This is a genomic window from Bacillus cereus group sp. BfR-BA-01453 (genome assembly GCF_022662915.1).
Taxonomy (GTDB): domain Bacteria; phylum Bacillota; class Bacilli; order Bacillales; family Bacillaceae_G; genus Bacillus_A; species Bacillus_A paranthracis.
On record NZ_JAKUEN010000003.1, the window covers coordinates 182311 to 202998 of the forward strand.

Sequence of the window (20688 nt, forward strand, 5' to 3'; positions counted from 1 at the left end):
GATTTTAGGAAATAAAATTCTAATGTCGACTCTGTTTCATTGTTTCATATCGTTGATTGAACATACATACTAATCAATGAAGTTTGACATATAATTAAGCAAGAGTAAAATAAAAGTGAGTACTCACTCATTTTATTGGAAAAGGAGGATGAAACGTGCAACAACCTTCAATTATTTTACGGACTGTATCAAAAAGTTTTGGAAAAAAAGAAGTGTTACACAATCTTTCATTGCAAGTTGAAAAAGCAGAAATTTTTGGTTTTGTTGGACCTTCTGGCTCGGGGAAAACAACGCTCATTAAAATGATTGCAGGTATTAATGAGGCAACGAAAGGTGAAGTGCTTGTTAATAATACTAATATGCCTAATTTAAATGAAATGAAAAGAATTGGTTATATGGCTCAGGCGGATGCATTATACGAAGAATTGTCAGCATATGAAAATGCAGATTTTATGGCAACGATGTACGGATTAAAGGGAAAGCATAAAAAAGAAAGAATTGAAAAGGTTTTTGATCTTGTTCAATTATCACAACATATGAAAAAGCAAGTGCAGCATTTTTCAGGCGGGATGAAGAAGCGTTTATCATTAGCAATAGCACTCCTTCATGAACCAGAAATATTAATTTTAGATGAGCCAACAGTGGGGATAGATCCGCTTCTTAGAAAAACGATTTGGGAAAAATTTTATGATTTGAAAAAGAAAGGCACTACCATTATTGTAACAACACACATTATGGACGAAGCTGAATTTTGTGAACGCCTAGGGTTAATTAGAGAAGGAAAGCTAGTTGCGACTGGTACAACTGAAGAATTGAAAAAGCGGGTATCATCAGGAAGGATTGAAGATGTCTTTTTGTTGGAAGAGGTGGCTGAATTATGAGAGTTACCGGTGTAATCATTCGTATTATTCGCCAATTTTTTCGAGATAAACGTTCGTTAGCGATGATGTTTGGGGCACCTATGTTATTACTTTGGTTATTGTCGCTAGTGTTTACACAAAAGGACTATGTACCGCATATTGCTGTTGTTGATATGCCCGCTCAGTTAGTAAAAGTGATGAAAAGTCAGGAAGCGTCAATTTATGAATATAATACAGAAAAGGCAATGTCTGAGCTAGAAAATCAAAAGGTAGATGCAGTCATTCGTTTAGAAAATGGAAAAATGAATATTGTATTAGAAGGTAGTGATTCGTCAAAAAATCGTGCTGTACTTCAAATATTACAAAAAAGTACAGAGAAGAACGATATATCAATAATGAAACCTGAAGTGAATTATTTACATGGCTCTAAAGACTTTACAATGTTTGATGGGCTTGGCCCTGTATTGATCGGTTTCTTTACATTTTTCTTTGTATTTATTTTATCAGGGGTGTCTTTCGTAAGAGAACGTTTAAGCGGTACGTTAGAAAGGTTATTATCAACTCCAATTAAAAGATGGGAAATAGTTGTAGGATATATTATTGGTTTTGGGATCTTTGCATTTATACAATCCATTATAATTGTAAGTTTTTCAGTTTATATTTTAGACTTGTATGTAGCTGGCTCTATATGGCTAACGCTACTTATTACATGTATGCTTTCTTTAACGGCATTAACTTTAGGGACATTTTTATCAGCATACGCAAATAATGAATTTCAAATGATTCAGTTTATACCGCTTGTCATTGTGCCACAAATATTCTTTTCTGGTTTGTTTCCAATTGAATCGATGAATAAGTGGCTCCAAATGTTAGGGAAATTATTTCCGCTCACATACGGCGCTGACGCAATGAGACAGGTGATGATTCGAAATCAAGGATTTACAGAGATTGCATTAGATCTTACCGTATTATTACTTTTTTCAATATTATTTGCAATAGGGAATGTATTTGCATTAAAGAAACATCGAAAAATATAATGATGATACAAAGGGGCATTATAGATGAAGAAGGATTGGCTGGAAGAATTAATTGCCGCAACAAATACAGACAAACGAAATGAACGTCAAATGCGTATATTAGAGGCGGCTGTTGATATGTTTGGAGAAAAAGGATACGCTTCAACTTCAACAAGTGAAATTGCAAAACGGGCTGGTGTAGCGGAAGGAACAATCTTCCGCTACTATAAAACAAAAAAAGATTTATTGTTAGCAGTAGTCATGCCGACATTAACGAAGTTTGCTGCACCATTTTTCGTACAAACATTCGCAAAGGAAATATTTAAATCGGAGTATGAATCATATGAAGGGCTTCTAAGAGTTGTTATTCATAATAGATTTGAATTTGCAAAAAAGCATTTTCCAATGATAAAAATATTAATTCAAGAAGTGCCATTTCAGCCAGAACTGAAAAATGAAATACAACAATTAGTAGAAACAGAGTTACTTACACATTTTAAAAAGTTGATTGCAAATTTTCAAGAAAAAGGGGAAATTATTGAAATGCCCCCAGCTACTGTTTTACGACTTACTTTATCAGCTGTATTAGGTTTATTATTAACACGGTTTTTATTATTGCCTGAAGAAAAATGGGATGATAAAACTGAAATTGAAAATACGATTCAGTTTATATTGTACGGATTAACGCCACGAAATTAATCGTCGAAGTATGAATTACATATGTTACATTTAAGTAAAATAATAAATCGCCTTTAAAAAGGCGATTTATATTTGTTATATTTTTGATAAATAAGTACTTGTTTACGAAAAACATTCTAGATTAACGTACTTCTTTGTCTCTTCTTCTAAGACCTAATAATCCTGCTAGTCCTAATAAACCGAGCCAAGCCCAATTATTATTTCTATCACGATTATCATTTAAATCATTTGTCGTATTTACATTTCGAGTTCTCACATCATTATTAACTCTGTCTAAGTTATTGTCATTCACTCGAGTTGAAATGTCAGTGTTATTAACTCTATTCATATTAGTTCCATCGTATTCAGCTTGTGCAGATGTACCTAAAAACATAATAGATAGTGCTAAAACACTTAAAATAGATGATAATTTTTTCTTCATAAATTCCCCTCCTTTCTTACGTATTAAATTCTCCAACTCTTTTGTGCATTATTCATATGACAGTATCAAACCATATTTATAAAGTGAACATCTTTACGTCGTAGAGTTAAATAACTGTTAAAATGTCATTGGAAATGTTTGTTAAAATATAAATAAAACAAACTTTGATTATGATACTAAACTTAGTACAATTTATATGGTAAGGACTAGCACAAAGGAGGTAATGAAATGCGGCAATTTGCTAAACCGAAAATTGTTGTAAGTAAATGTTTAGAGTTTGATGCTTGTCGTTATAATGGAGAGATGATTCCGGATGTAACAATACGAAATTTGCAGCCATTTGTTACATTTATACCTGTTTGTCCAGAAGTCGAGATTGGATTAGGGACTCCTCGTGAAACGATACGAATTGTAGAAGAAAATGGTGAGAATAGACTTGTGCAACCGTCAACACGAGAAGATGTAACTGAAAAAATGGAGCAGTTTTCAAATGACTTTTTACAAATGATATCGGATGTGGATGGTTTTATTTTAAAGAATCGTTCACCAAGTTGTGGTACGCGTGATGTGAAAATTTATTCTAGTTTTGAAAAAGCGCCAGCAAAAGGAAAGGGACCAGGCTTATTTGGCGGAGCAGTAATAAAAAAATTTTCGCATCTTCCTATTGAAGAGGAAGGCAGATTGTCGAATTTTATTATTAGAGAGCATTTCTTTACAAGGCTATTTACAATCGCATATTACAAGATGATTAAACATAATAAAAATATGAAAGATCTTGTATCGTTTCAGTCGGATAATAAATATTTATTTATGGCATATAATCAGGTGAAACAAAAGGAATTAGGGCGTATAATTGCAAATCACAAAAATGAAAAGATTGAAGTTGTATTTGAAAATTATGAGAAGACTTTATATGAATTATTTATGCGCACACCCCGCTATACATCAAATGTAAATGTATGTGAGCATATTTTTGGATACTTTAAAACAAAGCTGAAAAAACAAGAAAAAGATCATTTTTTAAATTTAATACAAAAGTATATAGAAAAGAAAATTCCGCTTAGTAGCTTACTTGCAATTTTAAAATCATGGGCGCTTCGATTTGATGAAAAGTATTTATTACGACAAACATATTTCGAACCATATCCTGAAGCTTTAGTAGAGATTTCAGATTCAGGTAAAGGTAGAGATTATTAAACATAAAATTACATAATTCGACAAGAAAACTCCTATGTTGTTGTAGAACAATGTAGGAATTTTTTTGTGCATTAGTACAGAATCTGTTTTAAAATTGAATTATGACAGAATTATAACAATTATCTAACTAATGTTCTTGTCTTTTCATTCGTAATGTTTGTAGTAGAAACTCGCACGCTGTCGAAACTCAATATTCGATAAGGGGTGTGTAGCGGAATGGAATTTACTCTAACTCGCGAAAAACAAATGATTAAAGAAATGGTACGTGACTTTGCTGAAAAGGAAATCGCACCGAAAGCTGTGTATTATGACAAAACTGCAGAGTTTCCATATGAAACATTTCAAAAAATGGGCGAACTAGGATTATTAGGCATCCCATTCCCAGAAGAGTATGGAGGTTCAGGTGGCGATACAGTATCGTACGCGTTAGCAGTTGAAGAAATTGGTCGTGCTTGTGGTGGGACAGGATTAAGTTACGCTGCAACAATTTCATTAGGTGCTTCTCCAATTTATTATTTCGGTACAGAAGAACAAAAACAGAAATATTTAGTTCCAATGGCATCAGGTAAAACGTTAGGTGCTTTCGGATTAACTGAGCCGAATGCTGGATCTGATGCAGGTGGCACACAAACGAAAGCTATATTAGACGGAGACGAGTATGTTATTAGTGGTGAGAAGTGTTGGATTACAAATGCAGAGTATGCAAATACAATTATTGTAACCGCTGTCAACGGTGTTGAAGAGAATGGTAGAAAACGTATTTCTGCATTTATCGTACCGACTACTAGTGAAGGGTTAACGATTTCAAGCCCTTACGATAAGATGGGCGTACGTGCTTCTAATACATGTGAAATCGTACTTGATGGTGTACGTGTGCCGAAAGAAAATATACTTGGTGATGTAAATAAAGGGTTTAAACAATTCTTATATACACTTGATGGAGGACGTATTTCAATCGCAGCATTAGCTGTTGGTATTGCACAATCTGCATTTGAACGTGCACTGCAATATGCGAAAGAACGTCAACAATTTGGAAAATCAATTTCTAATTTCCAAGCGATTCAATTTAAATTAGCTGATATGGCAACTGAAGTAGAGCTAGCGCGTAATTTAGTACATAAAGCAGCTTGGTTAAAAGATAACGATAAACCTTTCGGTAAAGAAGCGGCTATGGCAAAACTTTTCGCATCTGAAGCAGCAAGCCGTATTGCAAATCAAGCAGTGCAAATTCACGGTGGATATGGCTATATGCGTGAATATGAAGTAGAACGACATATTCGTGATGCAAAACTATTAGAAATTGGTGAAGGAACTTCTGAAATTCAACGTCTCGTAATTGCTAGACATTTAGGATGTAGATAAAAAGGAGGAATCACTATGTTTCAAAAAATATTAATTGCTAATCGCGGGGAAATCGCAGTTCGTATTATGAAAACTTGTCAAAAACTTGGCATTCGCACTGTTGCTATTTATTCTGGGGCTGATGAAAACGCCTTGCATGTAAAAATGGCAAATGAAGCTTACTTAGTAGGTGGGCCGCGTGTCCAAGAAAGCTATTTAAACCTTGAAAAAATTATTGAAATAGCTAAGAAGACAAATGCTGAAGCAATCCATCCGGGATATGGATTATTATCTGAGAATCCGTCTTTTCCGGTTCGCTGTAAAGAAGAAGGAATTGTATTTATCGGACCGTCAGAAGAAATCATTACGAAGATGGGAAGTAAAATTGAATCACGTATTGCGATGCAAGCTGCAGATGTGCCAGTAGTTCCGGGTATTACTACAAATATTGAAACTGCTGAAGAAGCAATTGAAATTGCTAAACAAATTGGTTACCCATTAATGTTGAAGGCATCCGCAGGCGGCGGAGGCATTGGAATGCAGTTGATGGAAACTGAGCAAACGCTCACCAAAGCATTTGAAAGCAACAAAACGAGAGCACAAAACTTCTTCGGTAACGGAGAAATGTATTTAGAGCGCTATATAGCAGACGCGCATCATATTGAAATTCAGCTTTTAGCAGATACACATGGTAACACAGTGTATTTATGGGAGCGTGAATGTTCAGTACAGCGCCGAAATCAGAAAGTAATTGAAGAAGCACCTTCACCATTTTTAGATGAAGGTACACGAAAAGCGATGGGTGAAGTTGCTGTACAAGCTGCCAAAGCTCTAGGGTATACAAATGCTGGTACAGTTGAGTTTCTAGTAGATGATCAGAAGAACTTCTATTTCTTAGAGATGAATACGAGATTACAAGTAGAGCATCCAGTTACAGAAGAAATTACAGGCTTAGATCTTGTAGAACAACAACTTCTAATTGCATGTGGTGAAAAATTATCGTTTACACAAGATGATGTAAAACGTAGTGGTCATGCCATTGAGGCACGTATTTATGCAGAAGATCCGAAAACTTTCTTCCCATCACCTGGGAAAATTACAAATTTAACGCTTCCAACAAATGTACGTATCGATCACTTTTTGGAGAATCAAGTAACGATTACACCTTTCTATGATCCAATGATTGCGAAAGTCATTGCTCATGGTGAAACGCGTGAAGAAGCAATTTCGAAATTACATGATGCTCTAGAAGAATTAAAAGTAGAAGGTATTAAAACGAACACGCCAATGCTGCTTCAAGTATTGGAAGATGATGTGTTCAAAAGTGGTATTTATACAACGGGTTTTGTAACGAAACAACTTGTTAAAAAATAAGATTTAACAATACTAAGGGGGAAAAAATGATGACGAAAGTATATGCATCGATGGCAGGAAATGTATGGAAGATTGTTGTAGGAGTAGGAGATACAGTAGAGGAAGAGCAAGATGTCGTCATTTTGGAATCTATGAAAATGGAAATTCCAATCGTTTCAGAAGAAGCTGGCACAGTTATGAAAATTAATGTGCAAGAAGGCGATTTTGTAAATGAAGGAGATGTATTACTAGAAATTGAATAGGGAGATATAGGGGGAAGCGAATTGAAACTACCTAATTTTGCTGTCATTAAAGAAGTCGGGCCACGTGATGGCTTACAAAATGAAAAAAAGATTGTTGGCACAAAAGATAAAGTAAAATGGATTCAACTACTTACAGAGGCTGGATTATCGTACGTTGAAGTTTCCTCATTCGTTCACCCTAAATGGGTCCCTGCATTAGCAGATGCAAATGATGTGTTTTCTGAGCTGAAAAGGGATCCCAATGTTACATATGCAGCGCTTGTTCCAAATCAAAATGGTTTGGAACGAGCTTTTTTGCAAAATGTAGATGAGGTGAATGTTTTTTTATCAGCAAGTGAATCTCATAATAAAAGTAATATTAATAAATCAATTAAAGAAGCATTAGTTGTAATTGAAGATATAACAAAACAGGCATTATTCGAAGGGAAAAAAGTAAGAGGCTATGTTTCTACTGTATTTGGATGTCCTTATGAAGGGGATATAAGTCTCGTAGCAGTTGACGAATTATGTAATCAACTATTTTCATACGGTATTTATGAAGTATCTCTTGGCGACACAATCGGAGTAGCAAATCCACTACAAGTAGAGCAAGTTTTAGAGCATTTATTAAAGAAATATGATGCTTCGCAGTTTGCAATGCACTTCCATAATACGTACGGAATGGCTCTTGCGAATGTAGTAAAGTCTTTAGAATATGGTATTACAACATTTGATAGTTCTTGTGGTGGCCTTGGGGGATGTCCATATGCACCAGGAGCATCAGGTAATGTTGCAACTGATGACTTAGTTCATATGCTCCATAAGTTAGGTGTCCAAACGAATATTGATGAAGAGAAGTTATTGAGAGCGAGTCAATTTATTCAGAGTAAATTAAATATCCAATTACCGAGTCATGTGTATAGAGCGCTTCAACATAAAACGATAAGTAGGTGAGAAGATGCTACAATTACAAAACATTTCAGTTGATTATGTAACACCTCACGTTGTAAAGATTTCCTTAGATCGTGAAAGACAAGCCAACTCATTATCTTTAGCTTTATTAGAAGAGTTACAAAACATTTTAACTCAAATAAATGAAGAGTCAAATACTCGTGTAGTTATTCTAACAGGTGCTGGTGACAAAGCGTTTTGTGCTGGTGCTGATTTAAAAGAACGTGCTGGCATGAATGAAGAACAAGTTCGTCATGCTGTTAGTATGATTCGCACTACTATGGAAATGGTTGAACAATTACCACAGCCAGTTATTGCTGCTATAAATGGAATCGCACTTGGTGGTGGTACGGAATTAAGTTTAGCTTGTGATTTTAGAATTGCTTCAGACACTGCAAGTCTTGGTCTTACTGAAACGACTCTTGCAATTATACCAGGAGCAGGTGGTACGCAGCGTTTACCAAGATTAATTGGTGTTGGCAGAGCGAAAGAATTAATTTATACAGGCAGACGTATTTCAGCACAAGAAGCGAAAGAATATGGTCTAGTAGAATTTGTTGTACCAGCGCATTTACTTGAGGAGAAAGCCGTTGAAATAGCAGAGAAAATTGCGAGTAACGGTCCTATTGCCGTTCGATTAGCAAAAAAAGCAATTTCAAACGGTATTCAAGTTGATTTACATACCGGATTACAAATGGAAAAACAAGCGTATGAAGGTGTAATCCATACGAAAGATAGATTAGAAGGATTACAGGCATTCAAGGAAAAACGCACACCAATGTATAAGGGGGAGTAAATATGATAGATCAAAAAGAACAATCAAATACATTTGAAGAACGAGTTGAAACGATTAAACAAGGTGGCGCACCAAAATATCATGAACAAAACAAAGCGAAAGGTAAACTATTCGTGCGAGATCGCTTAGCTCTTTTATTTGATAATGGTGAATATGTAGAAGATGCATTATTTGCAAATTGTGAACAAACAGGATTACCTGCTGATGGTGTTGTAACAGCAACAGGTAAAATACATGGTCGTACGGCATGCGTAATGGCAAATGATTCAACAGTAAAGGCTGGATCATGGGGCGCACGTACAGTTGAAAAGATTTTACGTATTCAAGAAACGGCAGAAAAATTACGTGTTCCATTATTTTATTTAGTTGACTCTGCTGGAGCGCGTATTACTGATCAAGTTGAAATGTTCCCAGGGCGCCGCGGTGCAGGAAGAATCTTCTATAATCAAGTGAAATTATCAGGTAAAGTTCCGCAAGTATGTTTATTATTTGGACCTTCTGCAGCTGGTGGTGCTTATATTCCAGCCTTTTGTGACGTTGTAATGATGGTAGAGGGAAATGCATCTATGTATTTAGGATCTCCTCGTATGGCTGAGATGGTTATCGGTGAGAAGGTAACTTTAGAAGAGATGGGCGGAGCTCGTATGCATTGCTCTGTATCAGGATGCGGAGATGTTTTATGTAAGACAGAAGAAGATGCGATTACACAAGCAAGACAATACATTTCATATTTTCCAAATAACTACTTAGAAAAGACTCCATTGGTTACACCTCAAGAACCGAAACAATTCGATAAAACGTTAGAAGAAATCATTCCAGAAAATCAAAATGCTCCTTTCAATATGAAAGATCTCATTAATAGAGTTATTGATGAAGGTTCTTTCTATGAAGTAAAAAAATTATTTGCTCAAGAACTAATAACAGGTTTAGCACGTATTGATGGTAAGCCAGTTGGTATTATTGCAAATCAACCGCGAATGAAAGGCGGCGTATTATTCCACGATTCAGCTGATAAAGCAGCGAAGTTTATTAATTTATGCGATGCATATCATATTCCATTATTATTCCTTGCAGATGTACCTGGATTTATGATTGGTACAAAAGTAGAACGTGCTGGTATTATTCGTCACGGTGCAAAAATGATTTCCGCAATGAGTGAAGCAACTGTACCGAAAATTTCTATCGTTGTTCGTAAAGCATATGGTGCTGGTTTATATGCGATGGCGGGTCCAGCCTTTGAACCAGATTGCTGCCTAGCATTACCGACAGCTTCTATTGCGGTAATGGGTCCAGAAGCCGCGGTCAATGCTGTATATGCAAATAAGATTGCAGCTTTACCAGAAGAAGAGCGTGATAGCTTCATTGCTGAAAAACGCGAAGAGTATAAGAAGGATATTGATATTTACCATTTAGCATCAGAGATGGTCATTGATGGTATTGTTCATCCAAACAATTTAAGAGAAGAGTTAAAAGGACGATTCGAAATGTATATGAGTAAATATCAAGTATTTACGGATCGTAAACATCCGGTTTATCCAGTTTAAAAGCCCTATTTAGGGCTTTCTTGCTCAAAAAGTCAAGGAGGGGAAAACATTGAAACAAGCAGTTTGGTTTCCAACAGAAGAGTATAAAGAAAAAACGCGTTTATATGGTTGGATGAAATCATTGGGCTATGAAGATTATGAAACGTTTTATAAAAAGTCAATCGAAGAGACAGCTTGGTTTTGGGGAGAAGCTGAGAAAGCAGTTGGCTATCAATGGATGAAACCATATACAGAAGTACTAGATTTAGAAAATGGTACGCCGTTTGCACAGTGGTATAATGGCGGAACATGTAATGTTGTAGAATCGGTTTTATCACGCTGGCTTGCAGACGATGAAACAAGAACACAACCAGCACTTCAGTATGAAGGGGAAAATGGAACTTCAAAATCATTTACATATGAAGAGCTTGATAGCTGGGTAAGTCGCGTTGCAAACGGTTTGAAACATGCAGGTATTGAAAAAGGTGACCGTGTCACAATTTATATGCCGATGATTCCAGAAACAGTTGTTGCGATGCTAGCGGTTATGAAAATTGGAGCAATTATTTCACCAATATTCTCAGGATTTGCGTCTGATGCAGTCATGACACGTGTGCAAGCGGCAGGATCTAAAATGATTATTACTGCAGATGGTTTTTCACGCCGAGGTAAAGTTGTTTCATTAAAAGATGAAGTAGATAAAGCTTGTGAACATTGCCCAACTGTTGAAAAAGTTGTTATCGTGCGTCATGCAGGAAATGATTTTACACCACATAATTATGATTTCTCATGGAGTACGTTAGAAAAAGAAAAGCCATTTGTACATGCTGAAGAAATGCATAGTGATGATCCATTAATGCTCATTTATACATCAGGTACTACTGGAAAACCGAAAGGGACCGTACACACTCATGCTGGTTTCCCTTTGAAAGCAGCTTTTGATGCGGGGTTCGGAATGAATATTAAACAAGGTGACCGCGTATTATGGGTAACTGATATGGGCTGGATGATGGGACCATTTTTACTATTTGGCTCTCTCATTAATGGAGCAACGATGGTTATGTATGAAGGTGTTCCGGACTTCCCAGAAGCAGATCGTTTATGGGAGACAGTTGATAAATATGAAATTACACATCTCGGTATATCACCAACATTAATTCGTGCGTTAATGGCAAAAGGTGATGAGTATGTAAATAAACATTCGCTTAAGAGTTTAGAAGTATTCGCCTCAACAGGCGAGCCTTGGAATCCAGATCCTTGGATGTGGCTATTTGAAACGGTTGGAAAAAGTAATGTACCAATTTGTAACTATTCAGGCGGGACTGAAATTTCTGGTGGAATTTTCGGAAACGTCCTTATTAAACCAATTGCACCGATTAGCTTTAACGCTTCTTTACCAGGAATGGCAGCGGTTGTGCTCGATGATCAGGGCAATCCGATTCGTGATGAAGTTGGAGAATTATGTTTAGAGAAACCTTGGGTTGGTATGACGAAAAGTTTCTGGGAAGACGATGAACGTTATGTGAACACATATTGGTCACGTTTTGAAAATAAATGGGTTCATGGTGACTGGGTTGTTTATGATGGTGAACAATATATTATTACAGGACGCTCAGATGATACGCTAAACATTGCTGGAAAACGCATTGGACCTGCTGAATATGAATCTATTCTTGTGAAGCATAATGATGTCATAGAAGCTGCTGCGATTGGTGTACCAGATGATGTAAAAGGTGAAGTTTGTCATTGTTTTGTAGTATTAAGAGACAATGTAACATTCTCAGGTGAATTAAAGAAAGAATTAATGAGTTTAGTAAACTCTCATATTGGAAAAGCATTATGTCCAAAAGATATTCACGTTGTAGAAGATTTACCGAAAACACGTAATTCTAAAGTAATGCGACGCGTCATTAAAGCCGCTTATTTAGGAAAAGAATTAGGCGATTTATCGTCACTTGTAAATCCTGAGGTAGTTCCGTTTATTCAGGGGTTGCAGTCTAGTAAATTATAAAATTAAAGCATGTATAATGTGTACTGACCTCTAAATTGTTAGAGGTCAGTTTTTATATATATAGGATAATTTAGTACATGTGTTTGTTTTTTCCTTTCTATGTTTTTGCCTCGTACACTTTAAAGTTAGTGGACATACTATATTAATAGAAATGATTAGGGGGTGAGATTATGGGATATCGTTATAGTAATTCTAGAAAGAAATGTTCATGTAAACAGGATGACTGTTGGGACGTTTTTGAAGAGTGTAAAAAAGAACATGAAGAGCAAAATAAGGCATGTGACTGTTGCTGTGTACAAGGAATTAGAGATGAGCTGAGAAAGTTAGTAAACAGATCAGTGCGCATTACAACAGGAACTAATAATTATGCAGGAACTGTTTCTTCCGTCACTTGTGATGTTGTAAAGCTTGCTAATAGTGCTGGCGTAGTTACAGTAATTATTTCAGTTTGTAAAATTGAAGCAATTGAACCATTGTTAACATAGGAAACGTAGCATAATTAGGCTATGTTTTTTGTGAAGCCATTCTTATGAATGGCTTTATTTTCATTTCGTATAAAAGGAGAATATATTCTATATATAGAAATAAGTTTGAGGATATATAGAATGGTGTATGAAAGGAGAATGAAGTTGATTAAATTAGAACCTTTTAAACGATCCGATTTCAAACAATTAATAAACTGGATTGATTCCGAAGAATTTTTAATACAGTGGTCAGGAAATGCATTTACATATCCCCTAAATGAAGAACAATTAGAAAAATATATAGAAAGTGAAAATACACTTGCATTCAAAGTAATAGATGAAGAGACTCAAGAAGTAGTTGGTCATGTTTCACTTGGGCAAATAGACAATATAAATAAATCTACAAGGATTGGTAAAGTACTAGTTGGTGATACGAAAATGAGAGGACGTTCTATTGGAAAGCATATGATGAAAGCAGTACTTCATATTGCATTCGATGAATTAAAACTACATAGAGTAACGCTTGGTGTTTATGATTTTAATACATTGGCTATTTCATGTTATGAAAAAATAGGATTTGTAAAAGAAGGTTTACTAAGAGAGTCGAAAAAAGTAGGGGAAACATATTGGAATTTATGGGAAATGAGTATGTTAGAATATGAATGGAGAGCTAAAATATAATTGTTTTCTATAATTATGTTATGTTAATTAAAAGGGGATTGGGGGAAAATGATGAATAAAAAGACGAAAATCATTACAATTGCAGCTGTATCAGGAGGAGGTAAAACGACAGTTACAGAAAAATTAACTGAAAAGCTAACAAATTCAAAAGCACTATATTTTGATAGCTATCACTTTGAAAACTGTCCTACTGATATTTGTAAATGGATTGATGATGGAGCCAATTATGATGAATGGGTACTCACACCATTAATTAAGGATATTCAGCATCTTATACGAGATAGTAAGGTAGATTATATTATTGTAGATTATCCTTTTGCATACTTAAATAGTGAAATGCGACAGTTCATTGATGTAACTATATTTATCGATACGCCTTTAGATATTGCAATGGCTAGAAGAATTTTGCGAGATTTTAAGGAAGAAACAATGAGTGAAATACATAATGATTTAAAGCATTATATAACATATGCTAGAAAAGGCTATTTGGAGGCGCTTCATACTGTAAAGCCAAATTCAGATATTGTTTTGGACGGAGCTTTATCTATAGATGAAATAATTAATCAAATTGAAGAAGAACTTTATCGGAGAGAAGTGATCGTCCATGGTTAAATGTATAGAGGGATATGTACAAGTTGATGATTTTAAAATGTATTCAAGTATTCAAAAAGATGAGCCGCAATATATAATAGATGCTGTAAAGTGGATAATCGAGGTAGGGGAGAGATAAATGTGTACACTTTATTTCGATACAATTGGCAAGTAAGAGATGATTGGTTTAAGTGGTGTGAGCAACTTTCAGAGGAAGAATTACTCCGCAAACTTGTTGGTGGTGTTGGAAGTATTTTAGAAACATTATTTCATATTGTTGATGTTGAGTATAGCTGGATTAATGCGCTTCAAGAAAAAGAAGATCGGGCACCGCAGTTTAAAGAGTATCAATCAATCCAGAAAGTGAGAGCGTTATCTGATTTATATAAACGAGAATTAGATGATTTTTTGCAGTTGTGGTCATCTAGTCTAGAATGTAAAATATTAAAAGCTTCGTGGACAGATAAAACATATACATACGGTGAAGTGTTAAGACATGTAATTGTACATGAAATTCATCACATTGGTCAGCTATCTATATGGGCGAGAGAACTAAATCTTCAGCCTGTTTCAGCGAATTTAATTGGAAGAGAACTATAGTTAAAAAAACGGCTTGTACTGTAAATGCAAGCCGTTTTATATATATAAGAAGATTTCCTAATTGAAATCCTCGGATTTTTTCTGACGTATATGTAAAAACATTAAAATTGTAATAATGAAGAAAATCAATAATGTTTGTATGATTAAATTTTTAAACTGAAGCAAAACTGTCCAAGATGTAACAGCATCTTTAAATGCTTGGAGTGCAGAGTATGAAGAAGGATCAAAGCCGTACTGAAGTAACTTTTTTGTTTCAATAAAAGTACTGTTTTCATTTTCGGCGTCTAATATTACTGAAATAAGTCTAGTATCTCCTCGTTTTGCTGTACTGACAAAACTATAATTACCATTAGTTGAAAAACTAGTTTGTAAGCCATCAACACCTTGGTGTTTAATGTTTTTATTAAGGGAATATATCATTTTATTGGTGTTGAAAACTTTCGTATCTTTGAAGGTGAACTGGTAAGAGGTTAGTTTTGTAACGTTCAGTACATCTGGAAAGTCTGTTACTAATTGTGTTGCTAGTTTAGCAACTTCAATTGCTGTTGTAGTTGAAAGTTTATTTGTATCGTTATTCATTCCAGTAGCGTTTAGAAACGGAGATGGTTGTGATAACTTTAGTTGTTTTGCTTTTTCATTCATTAACTGTGTGAAATTATCTTCGTTTCCAGCGATATGTTCTGCAAGAGCAAGTGCGGAACGATTATTTCCTGTCAATAACAGTGTATGAAGTAAATCACGAACCGTCGTTTTATCTTTCGAAGTTACTTGTATAGGACTCGTTTCTGCTCGGAAAACTTCGTTACTTATTTTTACTACTTCATCTAACTGTATAGTTCCTTCATTTAGTTGTTCCAGTGTGATATATTCAGTCATTAATTTAGATAAAGTAGCCGATTGTATAGGAGTTTCTTCATTTTTTGTATAAACAACTTCACCTGAATGAGCATCTATTAAAATAGCTGATTTAGCTTGAATAATTGGGCCATTTACATAAAGATAAAAATATAAAACGATAAGTGCAGTAATAACAAAAGATAATAATAAAATTGTGAATTTTTTTAAGAATTGCATAAGCGATCCTCCTATTATGACATCGATAATAATATTGTAAAAAGGAATGCTTAATTAGGAAGAAAGAAAAGGTAAAGAATTTCTAAAGAATTATAAAGGATTATTAAATTTTGGATGTTACTGGAAAATAAAAGGTCCAATTTCTTATATCGTAAGAAATTGGACCTAAAATTAAGCTGTATTAACATTTATATGGTTGTAGTTTTACAGTGAATGTTGTTTTTTTGTCATCACTATACACTTCAATTGTTCCTTTATGCAACTCTACAATACTTTTTGCAATTGCCAATCCGAGTCCAGATCCACCAGTGTTTGTAGAACGCGATTTCTCAACGCGATAAAAACGTTCAAAAATATGAGGTAAATCGGTACTTGGAATAGGTTGGCCGTAATTGGTTATATCGATTGCGATCATATTATTACTTTCATAAGCAGTAATATCAATATAATCACCATCGTTACCGTAAGCGATAGCATTAATAATTAGATTTTCAAATACGCGTACTAATTTGTCTCCATCAGCTAATACCATTAGCTTCTTTGATGGGAAAAAGGGGCGACAATCAATATTAGCCTCTTGCAGCTGTATTCGAAATTGAACTGTTAATTGTCCAAGAAGCTCCACAATATCAATAGGGACAGAATATAAACTTAATTCTTTATTTTGAACACGTGTATATTCAAACAAATCATTCATTAATGCGTTAAGACGAGTTACTTTATCGTAAATGACTTGTATATAATGACGTAATTCTACTTCATCTCTATAATTATCATGGTGGATTAAATTCACGTATCCAACTATAGAGGTAAGAGGAGTGCGTAAATCGTGCGATACATTTGTAATAAGCTCACTTTTTGCTTGTTCTGCCTGTCTTTCTTCATCAATCGAGACTTTCAATTGTTCAACAATTTGATTAACCCCGCTTGCTAACTCTTCTAGATAATTATGGTTTACGATAGAAACTTTATGATTGAAGTTTCCATTTGCAATATAGCGAATCTCTTCTATCATTTTTTTTATACAAGTTTCATAGTAAAGCTTTCTTTCATGACGATAAAAAATGTATAGGTAGGATGAGAAAATAGAAAATAAAAATAAATAAGAGACAATCATCATCCATAGAGATTCTTTTATTCCTTTATATTTTTCATAACCAAAAATTCTAATGAATTCTTTGCCAAGTTCGCTTAACGTAAGCGAACTCTCAATTACACTCGTAACGAGGCGATATATAATTAATTCAGTAATAGGAGTGAGTGTAATAGCTAATAAGAGCCAAAAAATAAGTTTCCATTTCGGGATATCTTTTAATATATCAAATGCTTCATTTCTCAATTTTATAGCCTACTCCCCAAACAGTATGAATAAATTTTTCTCCATTCATTCCTGTTTCAAGCTTATCCCGTAAATTACTAATGTGGACCATTACAGTTTTATTTGAACCATAACCATCTTCATTCCAAACACGTTCAAATATTTCTTCAGAACTAAATACTCTTCCTGTATTACTCGCAAGTAAATATAAAATATCAAATTCAATAGATGTAAGCTTAATATATTCGCCATTTACTTTAACGGTATGATTATGTTTGTGTATTTCAGCAGAACGAATGCGAATCATACTATCTTCATTCTTTTGGGAAGTGGCATTTTGGAAAGATGATCGTCGTAGCAAAGCTTTCACTCTAGCTACTAATTCTAATGGATTAAATGGTTTAATCATATAATCATCAGCGCCTGTCATAAGTCCTAATATTTTATCCATATCTTCTGCTTTTGCACTCAGCATAAGAATAGGTACAGTATTATTTTCACGAACTTCTTGGCAAACTTCTAATCCATTTCGTTTTGGCATCATAATATCCAAAATCATAAGGTCAACTTCATATGTAGAAATCATTTTTAATGCTTCATCGCCATCATATGCTTTATAAATGTTATAGCCTTCATTTCGCAAATAAACAGCAAGTAATTCAACAATTTCTTTATCATCATCAATAATTAATATATTTTTATTCATTATGTAGTTCCTTTCCTTACAAATCATTAACATTACTATAATATCAAACATTTATGTACTTGTAGCGATGATTCTGTATAAAATTTCATGTAACGTATTAAAAAAGGGATTACAACATTTATAACGAATACAAAACACAAGGATATTAAGATTATATATTATATTGAAAGTTAGTTTTAAGGAGGATTTACTATGTTATATAAGGAGATATATTCATTTTCTCCAACTGGAAAAATAGAAAATGATATTAAAGATTTTTTATTAAAATATAATCAGAAGCCTACATATAAACATTCAATTCGTGTAGCAAATGAGGCGAGGAAAATTGCAAAAATGTTTTATGAAGATGAAGAAAAAGCAGCGATTGCGGGATATTTACATGATATTAGTGCAATTTTTCCAAATGAAGTACGGATTGTAGTTGCTGAAGAATTTGGAATAGAGATATTAGAAGAAGAACGAAAATTCCCAATGATTATTCATCAAAAACTTTCGAGAGTAATCGCAAAAGAGATATTTAAAGTGCATGATGAAGAGACTTTAAATGCAATTTGTTGCCATACCACACTGCGTAAACATGCAACGAAGATGGATTTAGTGTTATTTGTTGCTGATAAACTAGAATGGGATCAAAATGGGACACCACCATACTTAGTAGAAGTAAAAAAGGGGTTAGAAAAATCTTTAGAACATGCAGTTTTTGCATATATTTCATATGTGTGGGATAGAAAAGACACGTTGAAAGTTATACATCCTTGGCTAGAAGATGCATATTGGCAGTTAAAAGAAATTGTAGAGTAGAAAGAATATAAAATACAGTTAAAAGAATATATGAATGAAATATTTACTGGGGTTACATTAGTACCATACATATAATAAACACTTATTTGAAGATATATTTTCAAAAGAAGATAAAGTGTTTTTAATAGTAAATGTTTATTGGCTTAAAAAGGGAAATGTAAAAAATTCACAGAAAATAAATATATAGTCGATTTATTCAAAAAAGATATTTAAAGTATCATACAAGACAAAAAACAATACTTTTTTATTTGAAGATGAAGAAACTACCTTGTATTGTACATATCAATTTTCATTAAAATATTTCGCTGGTGATATAAAGTATAAAAGATTTATTAAAGCAGCGAATCATGAAGATTTACCAGGTCTTTATCCTAGTTTAGGACGCAAAAAAGAAATTTCTTATCCAGATGTATTTCTCATAAATGCAACAAAAGATATTATCATGTTTATGTATGATGATAGAGGAAGTGAAGTAATTTCGAAGAATAAAGAAACAATACGAAATTTATATGAGAAATATAAAGATTGGATTCCAGATTATGAACGAGAAAGTATAGATAAAGTATTTACATGATAACAATAGGGGAAGTGAAGCGTGTTATGAAACGTATTGCAATCGTATCTGCATGGGAACCAGAACTCACGTATTTACATCAATATTATCCAAGTGAACGTATTGAAAAACGAGCAGCTTGGGAATTTCATTTTCATTATATGAACAATTTGGAAGTTATCTCCGTTGTAACTGGAGTTGGCAAAGTAAGCTGTGCTAGTTGTGTACAATTATTAATTAGTGAGTTTCAGCCGGATGAGTTGTTTATGACAGGGATATGCGGGAGTTTATCACATAAGGTGAAAAATGGTCATATTGTAGTGGCACTGAGCGCAATACAACACGATGTCACTGCTGCTGGTTCGGGTGAAGATGTTTTTAACTTATATAATGGTAGAACAGCACCTATCGAAACAACAAAATCGCTTGTAAGAAGAATAAAAAAAATACGATCTTATGATCCGATTCATTTCGGTACATTTTTATCTGGAGATCAACGTATCCGTAGTTCAGAAATGAGATATTTACTCCATACTGTATATGGAGCATTGGCGGTTGATCAAGAGGTCGCAGCTTTTGCTTATGTATGTCAAATCAATAAGAAGCCTTTTTTATGTTTAAAAGCTGCTTCAGATCAAGCAAATGATAAAACGAAAGAGGAACAAAAAATATTTAAAATGTTAGCATGTGAACGAGCTTGTGAGCATTTAATTGCTTTTTTACGTGTGTATGAGATCAATGTAGTAAATCATAGATAGTAAGAGGGGCTTAATATTGGAAAGTACAAATAAAATAGCTATTTTGGGTGCAAACGGAAAAGCCGGGAAATTCCTTGTAAAAGAAGCGCTAGATAAGGGGTATCAAGTAAAAATATTAACAAGAAATTCTAATAATATCAAAATAACAAATGAAAATATAGAGATCATTAATGGAGATGCACGTGATTTTGCTTCAATACGCAAATTACTTAAAGGGTGTGGAGCTGTAATTAATGCAGTAGGTCAACCGAAAAATGAATCTTATATTTTTAGCACAGTAACGAAGCATATTTTAGAAGCAATGAAGGAGTTTGAAATAAAAAGATATATTGTAATTTCCGGAGGCTCTTTAAATGTTACAGGAGATCAAAAGGGAATTGTAAATAAAATTGGAGCTACCTTATTTAAAGTTTTTTTATCAAAAATGATGCAAGATAAATATAAAGAATTACAAATTATCCAAAGTAGTAAAGTAGATTGGACAATTGTTAGATTACCATTTGTTATAGAGGGAAATGGTATTGGACGTATAAACGAGAGTTTAGTAGATATGCCAGGAATTAAAATACAAAATGGCGATATTGCACCGTTTGTTATAAAACAAATTAATAGTGATAGATATGTAGGGAAGTGTCCGTTCATTTCAAATTAAGCAGTAGAATTCAAAATTAAAGTATGATGTGATTAGTAGATCTTATGTATTTGAACGTTAAGTTTAACACGAGTAAGTGG

At 34.0% G+C, this 20688-nt stretch carries 23 protein-coding genes and 1 pseudogene; 20 read left to right on the top strand and 4 right to left on the bottom strand.

Annotation, left to right across the window (positions count from 1 at the left end):
• Positions 1-155 precede the first annotated feature (155 nt).
• The 3 genes from MR070_RS08280 to MR070_RS08290 are packed head-to-tail and all read left to right on the top strand — an operon-like array spanning position 156 to position 2575.
• On the top strand, positions 156-881 hold the full coding sequence (locus MR070_RS08280; protein ID WP_242261038.1) for an ABC transporter ATP-binding protein: 726 nt from the start codon (positions 156-158) through the stop codon (positions 879-881).
• Positions 878-1897 (top strand): ABC transporter permease, encoded by a 1020-nt coding sequence (locus tag MR070_RS08285; protein WP_242261039.1) that lies wholly within the window; start codon positions 878-880, stop codon positions 1895-1897. Before MR070_RS08280 ends, MR070_RS08285 begins: the two co-directional genes overlap by 4 nt.
• 24 nt (positions 1898-1921) lie before the next feature.
• Entirely contained in the window at positions 1922-2575 is a 654-nt protein-coding gene (locus MR070_RS08290; protein WP_242261040.1) for a TetR/AcrR family transcriptional regulator, read from the top strand.
• Between the two features lie 121 nt (positions 2576-2696).
• On the opposite strand, the gene MR070_RS08295 is transcribed toward MR070_RS08290, so the two are convergent.
• Positions 2697-2996 (bottom strand): WGxxGxxG family protein, encoded by a 300-nt coding sequence (locus tag MR070_RS08295; RefSeq protein WP_044792435.1) that lies wholly within the window; start codon positions 2994-2996, stop codon positions 2697-2699.
• 228 nt (positions 2997-3224) lie between these two features.
• On the opposite strand from MR070_RS08295, the gene MR070_RS08300 reads away from it, so the two are divergent.
• From MR070_RS08300 to MR070_RS08360, 13 genes and pseudogenes are all read left to right on the top strand, one after another.
• Positions 3225-4193 (top strand): YbgA family protein, encoded by a 969-nt coding sequence (locus tag MR070_RS08300; RefSeq protein ID WP_001248615.1) that lies wholly within the window; start codon positions 3225-3227, stop codon positions 4191-4193.
• 216 nt (positions 4194-4409) lie between these two features.
• Positions 4410-5555 carry an acyl-CoA dehydrogenase gene (locus tag MR070_RS08305; protein ID WP_000397274.1) on the top strand — a complete coding sequence of 382 codons (1146 nt, stop codon included), beginning with the start codon at positions 4410-4412 and terminating at the stop codon, positions 5553-5555.
• 15 nt (positions 5556-5570) lie between these two features.
• Positions 5571-6908, top strand: coding sequence for an acetyl-CoA carboxylase biotin carboxylase subunit (locus tag MR070_RS08310; RefSeq protein ID WP_242261041.1), 1338 nt, complete (start codon positions 5571-5573; stop codon positions 6906-6908).
• Between the two features lie 26 nt (positions 6909-6934).
• Positions 6935-7150, top strand: coding sequence for an acetyl-CoA carboxylase biotin carboxyl carrier protein subunit (locus MR070_RS08315; protein ID WP_001985297.1), 216 nt, complete (start codon positions 6935-6937; stop codon positions 7148-7150).
• A gap of 21 nt (positions 7151-7171) precedes the next feature.
• Complete coding sequence (gene mvaB / locus MR070_RS08320) at positions 7172-8083, top strand: hydroxymethylglutaryl-CoA lyase (protein ID WP_000775431.1); 912 nt, start codon at positions 7172-7174, stop codon at positions 8081-8083.
• Between the two features lie 4 nt (positions 8084-8087).
• Positions 8088-8876: an enoyl-CoA hydratase gene (locus MR070_RS08325; RefSeq protein WP_044792431.1), complete on the top strand. Its 789-nt coding sequence runs from the start codon at positions 8088-8090 to the stop codon at positions 8874-8876.
• Positions 8877-8878: 2 nt separating this feature from the next.
• Complete coding sequence (locus MR070_RS08330) at positions 8879-10420, top strand: acyl-CoA carboxylase subunit beta (protein WP_044792430.1); 1542 nt, start codon at positions 8879-8881, stop codon at positions 10418-10420.
• A 49-nt stretch (positions 10421-10469) separates the two neighbouring features.
• Positions 10470-12410, top strand: coding sequence for an AMP-binding protein (locus tag MR070_RS08335; RefSeq protein ID WP_000806464.1), 1941 nt, complete (start codon positions 10470-10472; stop codon positions 12408-12410).
• 170 nt (positions 12411-12580) lie between these two features.
• Positions 12581-12895, top strand: coding sequence for an exosporium protein ExsK (gene exsK / locus MR070_RS08340; protein WP_000542330.1), 315 nt, complete (start codon positions 12581-12583; stop codon positions 12893-12895).
• A gap of 120 nt (positions 12896-13015) precedes the next feature.
• On the top strand, positions 13016-13555 hold the full coding sequence (locus MR070_RS08345) for a GNAT family N-acetyltransferase (protein WP_041184109.1): 540 nt from the start codon (positions 13016-13018) through the stop codon (positions 13553-13555).
• Positions 13556-13606: 51 nt separating this feature from the next.
• A complete protein-coding gene (locus MR070_RS08350) occupies positions 13607-14167 on the top strand; it encodes a nucleoside/nucleotide kinase family protein (RefSeq protein ID WP_242261042.1) in 561 nt (186 codons plus the stop codon).
• 49 nt (positions 14168-14216) lie between these two features.
• Positions 14217-14285: pseudogene (locus MR070_RS08355) on the top strand (alpha/beta hydrolase); the annotation flags it as partial.
• Positions 14286-14287: 2 nt separating this feature from the next.
• A complete protein-coding gene (locus tag MR070_RS08360; protein ID WP_242261043.1) occupies positions 14288-14746 on the top strand; it encodes a DinB family protein in 459 nt (152 codons plus the stop codon).
• Between the two features lie 57 nt (positions 14747-14803).
• Here the strand turns inward: MR070_RS08360 and MR070_RS08365 are convergent, their stop codons facing one another.
• The 3 genes from MR070_RS08365 to MR070_RS08375 form a co-directional block, all read right to left on the bottom strand.
• Positions 14804-15820, bottom strand: coding sequence for a D-alanyl-D-alanine carboxypeptidase family protein (locus MR070_RS08365; RefSeq protein ID WP_070806074.1), 1017 nt, complete (start codon positions 15818-15820; stop codon positions 14804-14806).
• Between the two features lie 181 nt (positions 15821-16001).
• Positions 16002-17159, bottom strand: coding sequence for a sensor histidine kinase (locus MR070_RS08370; protein ID WP_001243301.1), 1158 nt, complete (start codon positions 17157-17159; stop codon positions 16002-16004).
• A complete protein-coding gene (locus tag MR070_RS08375) occupies positions 17149-17844 on the bottom strand; it encodes a response regulator transcription factor (protein ID WP_242261044.1) in 696 nt (231 codons plus the stop codon). Before MR070_RS08375 ends, MR070_RS08370 begins: the two co-directional genes overlap by 11 nt.
• 192 nt (positions 17845-18036) lie before the next feature.
• On the opposite strand from MR070_RS08375, the gene yqeK reads away from it, so the two are divergent.
• The 4 genes from yqeK (at position 18037) to MR070_RS08395 (ending at position 20608) form a co-directional block, all read left to right on the top strand.
• The gene (yqeK, locus tag MR070_RS08380; protein ID WP_242261045.1) at positions 18037-18645 is read left to right on the top strand and encodes a bis(5'-nucleosyl)-tetraphosphatase (symmetrical) YqeK; all 609 of its coding nucleotides are present in this window, start codon (positions 18037-18039) and stop codon (positions 18643-18645) included.
• Positions 18646-18913: 268 nt separating this feature from the next.
• Positions 18914-19219 carry a DUF3885 domain-containing protein gene (locus MR070_RS08385; RefSeq protein ID WP_242261046.1) on the top strand — a complete coding sequence of 102 codons (306 nt, stop codon included), beginning with the start codon at positions 18914-18916 and terminating at the stop codon, positions 19217-19219.
• On the top strand, positions 19219-19956 hold the full coding sequence (gene mtnN / locus MR070_RS08390; protein ID WP_142285836.1) for a 5'-methylthioadenosine/S-adenosylhomocysteine nucleosidase: 738 nt from the start codon (positions 19219-19221) through the stop codon (positions 19954-19956). The genes MR070_RS08385 and mtnN overlap by 1 nt, the downstream gene beginning before the upstream one ends.
• A 16-nt stretch (positions 19957-19972) precedes the next feature.
• Complete coding sequence (locus MR070_RS08395; RefSeq protein WP_139895427.1) at positions 19973-20608, top strand: SDR family oxidoreductase; 636 nt, start codon at positions 19973-19975, stop codon at positions 20606-20608.
• The last annotated feature ends 80 nt before the right edge of the window (positions 20609-20688 follow it).

Excerpts from the sequence above, each read along its gene's own strand:
- MR070_RS08290 (WP_242261040.1), top strand. The coding sequence starts at position 1,922 with ATGAAGAAGGATTGGCTGGAAGAATTAATTGCCGCAACAAATACAGAC.
- MR070_RS08285 (WP_242261039.1), top strand. The coding sequence starts at position 878 with ATGAGAGTTACCGGTGTAATCATTCGTATTATTCGCCAATTTTTTCGA.
- MR070_RS08330 (WP_044792430.1), top strand. The coding sequence starts at position 8,879 with ATGATAGATCAAAAAGAACAATCAAATACATTTGAAGAACGAGTTGAA.
- MR070_RS08365 (WP_070806074.1), bottom strand. The coding sequence starts at position 15,820 with ATGCAATTCTTAAAAAAATTCACAATTTTATTATTATCTTTTGTTATT.
- MR070_RS08305 (WP_000397274.1), top strand. The coding sequence starts at position 4,410 with ATGGAATTTACTCTAACTCGCGAAAAACAAATGATTAAAGAAATGGTA.
- MR070_RS08350 (WP_242261042.1), top strand. The coding sequence starts at position 13,607 with ATGAATAAAAAGACGAAAATCATTACAATTGCAGCTGTATCAGGAGGA.
- MR070_RS08325 (WP_044792431.1), top strand. The coding sequence starts at position 8,088 with ATGCTACAATTACAAAACATTTCAGTTGATTATGTAACACCTCACGTT.
- exsK (WP_000542330.1), top strand. The coding sequence starts at position 12,581 with ATGGGATATCGTTATAGTAATTCTAGAAAGAAATGTTCATGTAAACAG.
- MR070_RS08300 (WP_001248615.1), top strand. The coding sequence starts at position 3,225 with ATGCGGCAATTTGCTAAACCGAAAATTGTTGTAAGTAAATGTTTAGAG.
- MR070_RS08315 (WP_001985297.1), top strand. The coding sequence starts at position 6,935 with ATGATGACGAAAGTATATGCATCGATGGCAGGAAATGTATGGAAGATT.
- MR070_RS08310 (WP_242261041.1), top strand. The coding sequence starts at position 5,571 with ATGTTTCAAAAAATATTAATTGCTAATCGCGGGGAAATCGCAGTTCGT.
- MR070_RS08345 (WP_041184109.1), top strand. The coding sequence starts at position 13,016 with ATGGTGTATGAAAGGAGAATGAAGTTGATTAAATTAGAACCTTTTAAA.
- MR070_RS08295 (WP_044792435.1), bottom strand. The coding sequence starts at position 2,996 with ATGAAGAAAAAATTATCATCTATTTTAAGTGTTTTAGCACTATCTATT.
- MR070_RS08375 (WP_242261044.1), bottom strand. The coding sequence starts at position 17,844 with ATGAATAAAAATATATTAATTATTGATGATGATAAAGAAATTGTTGAA.
- yqeK (WP_242261045.1), top strand. The coding sequence starts at position 18,037 with ATGTTATATAAGGAGATATATTCATTTTCTCCAACTGGAAAAATAGAA.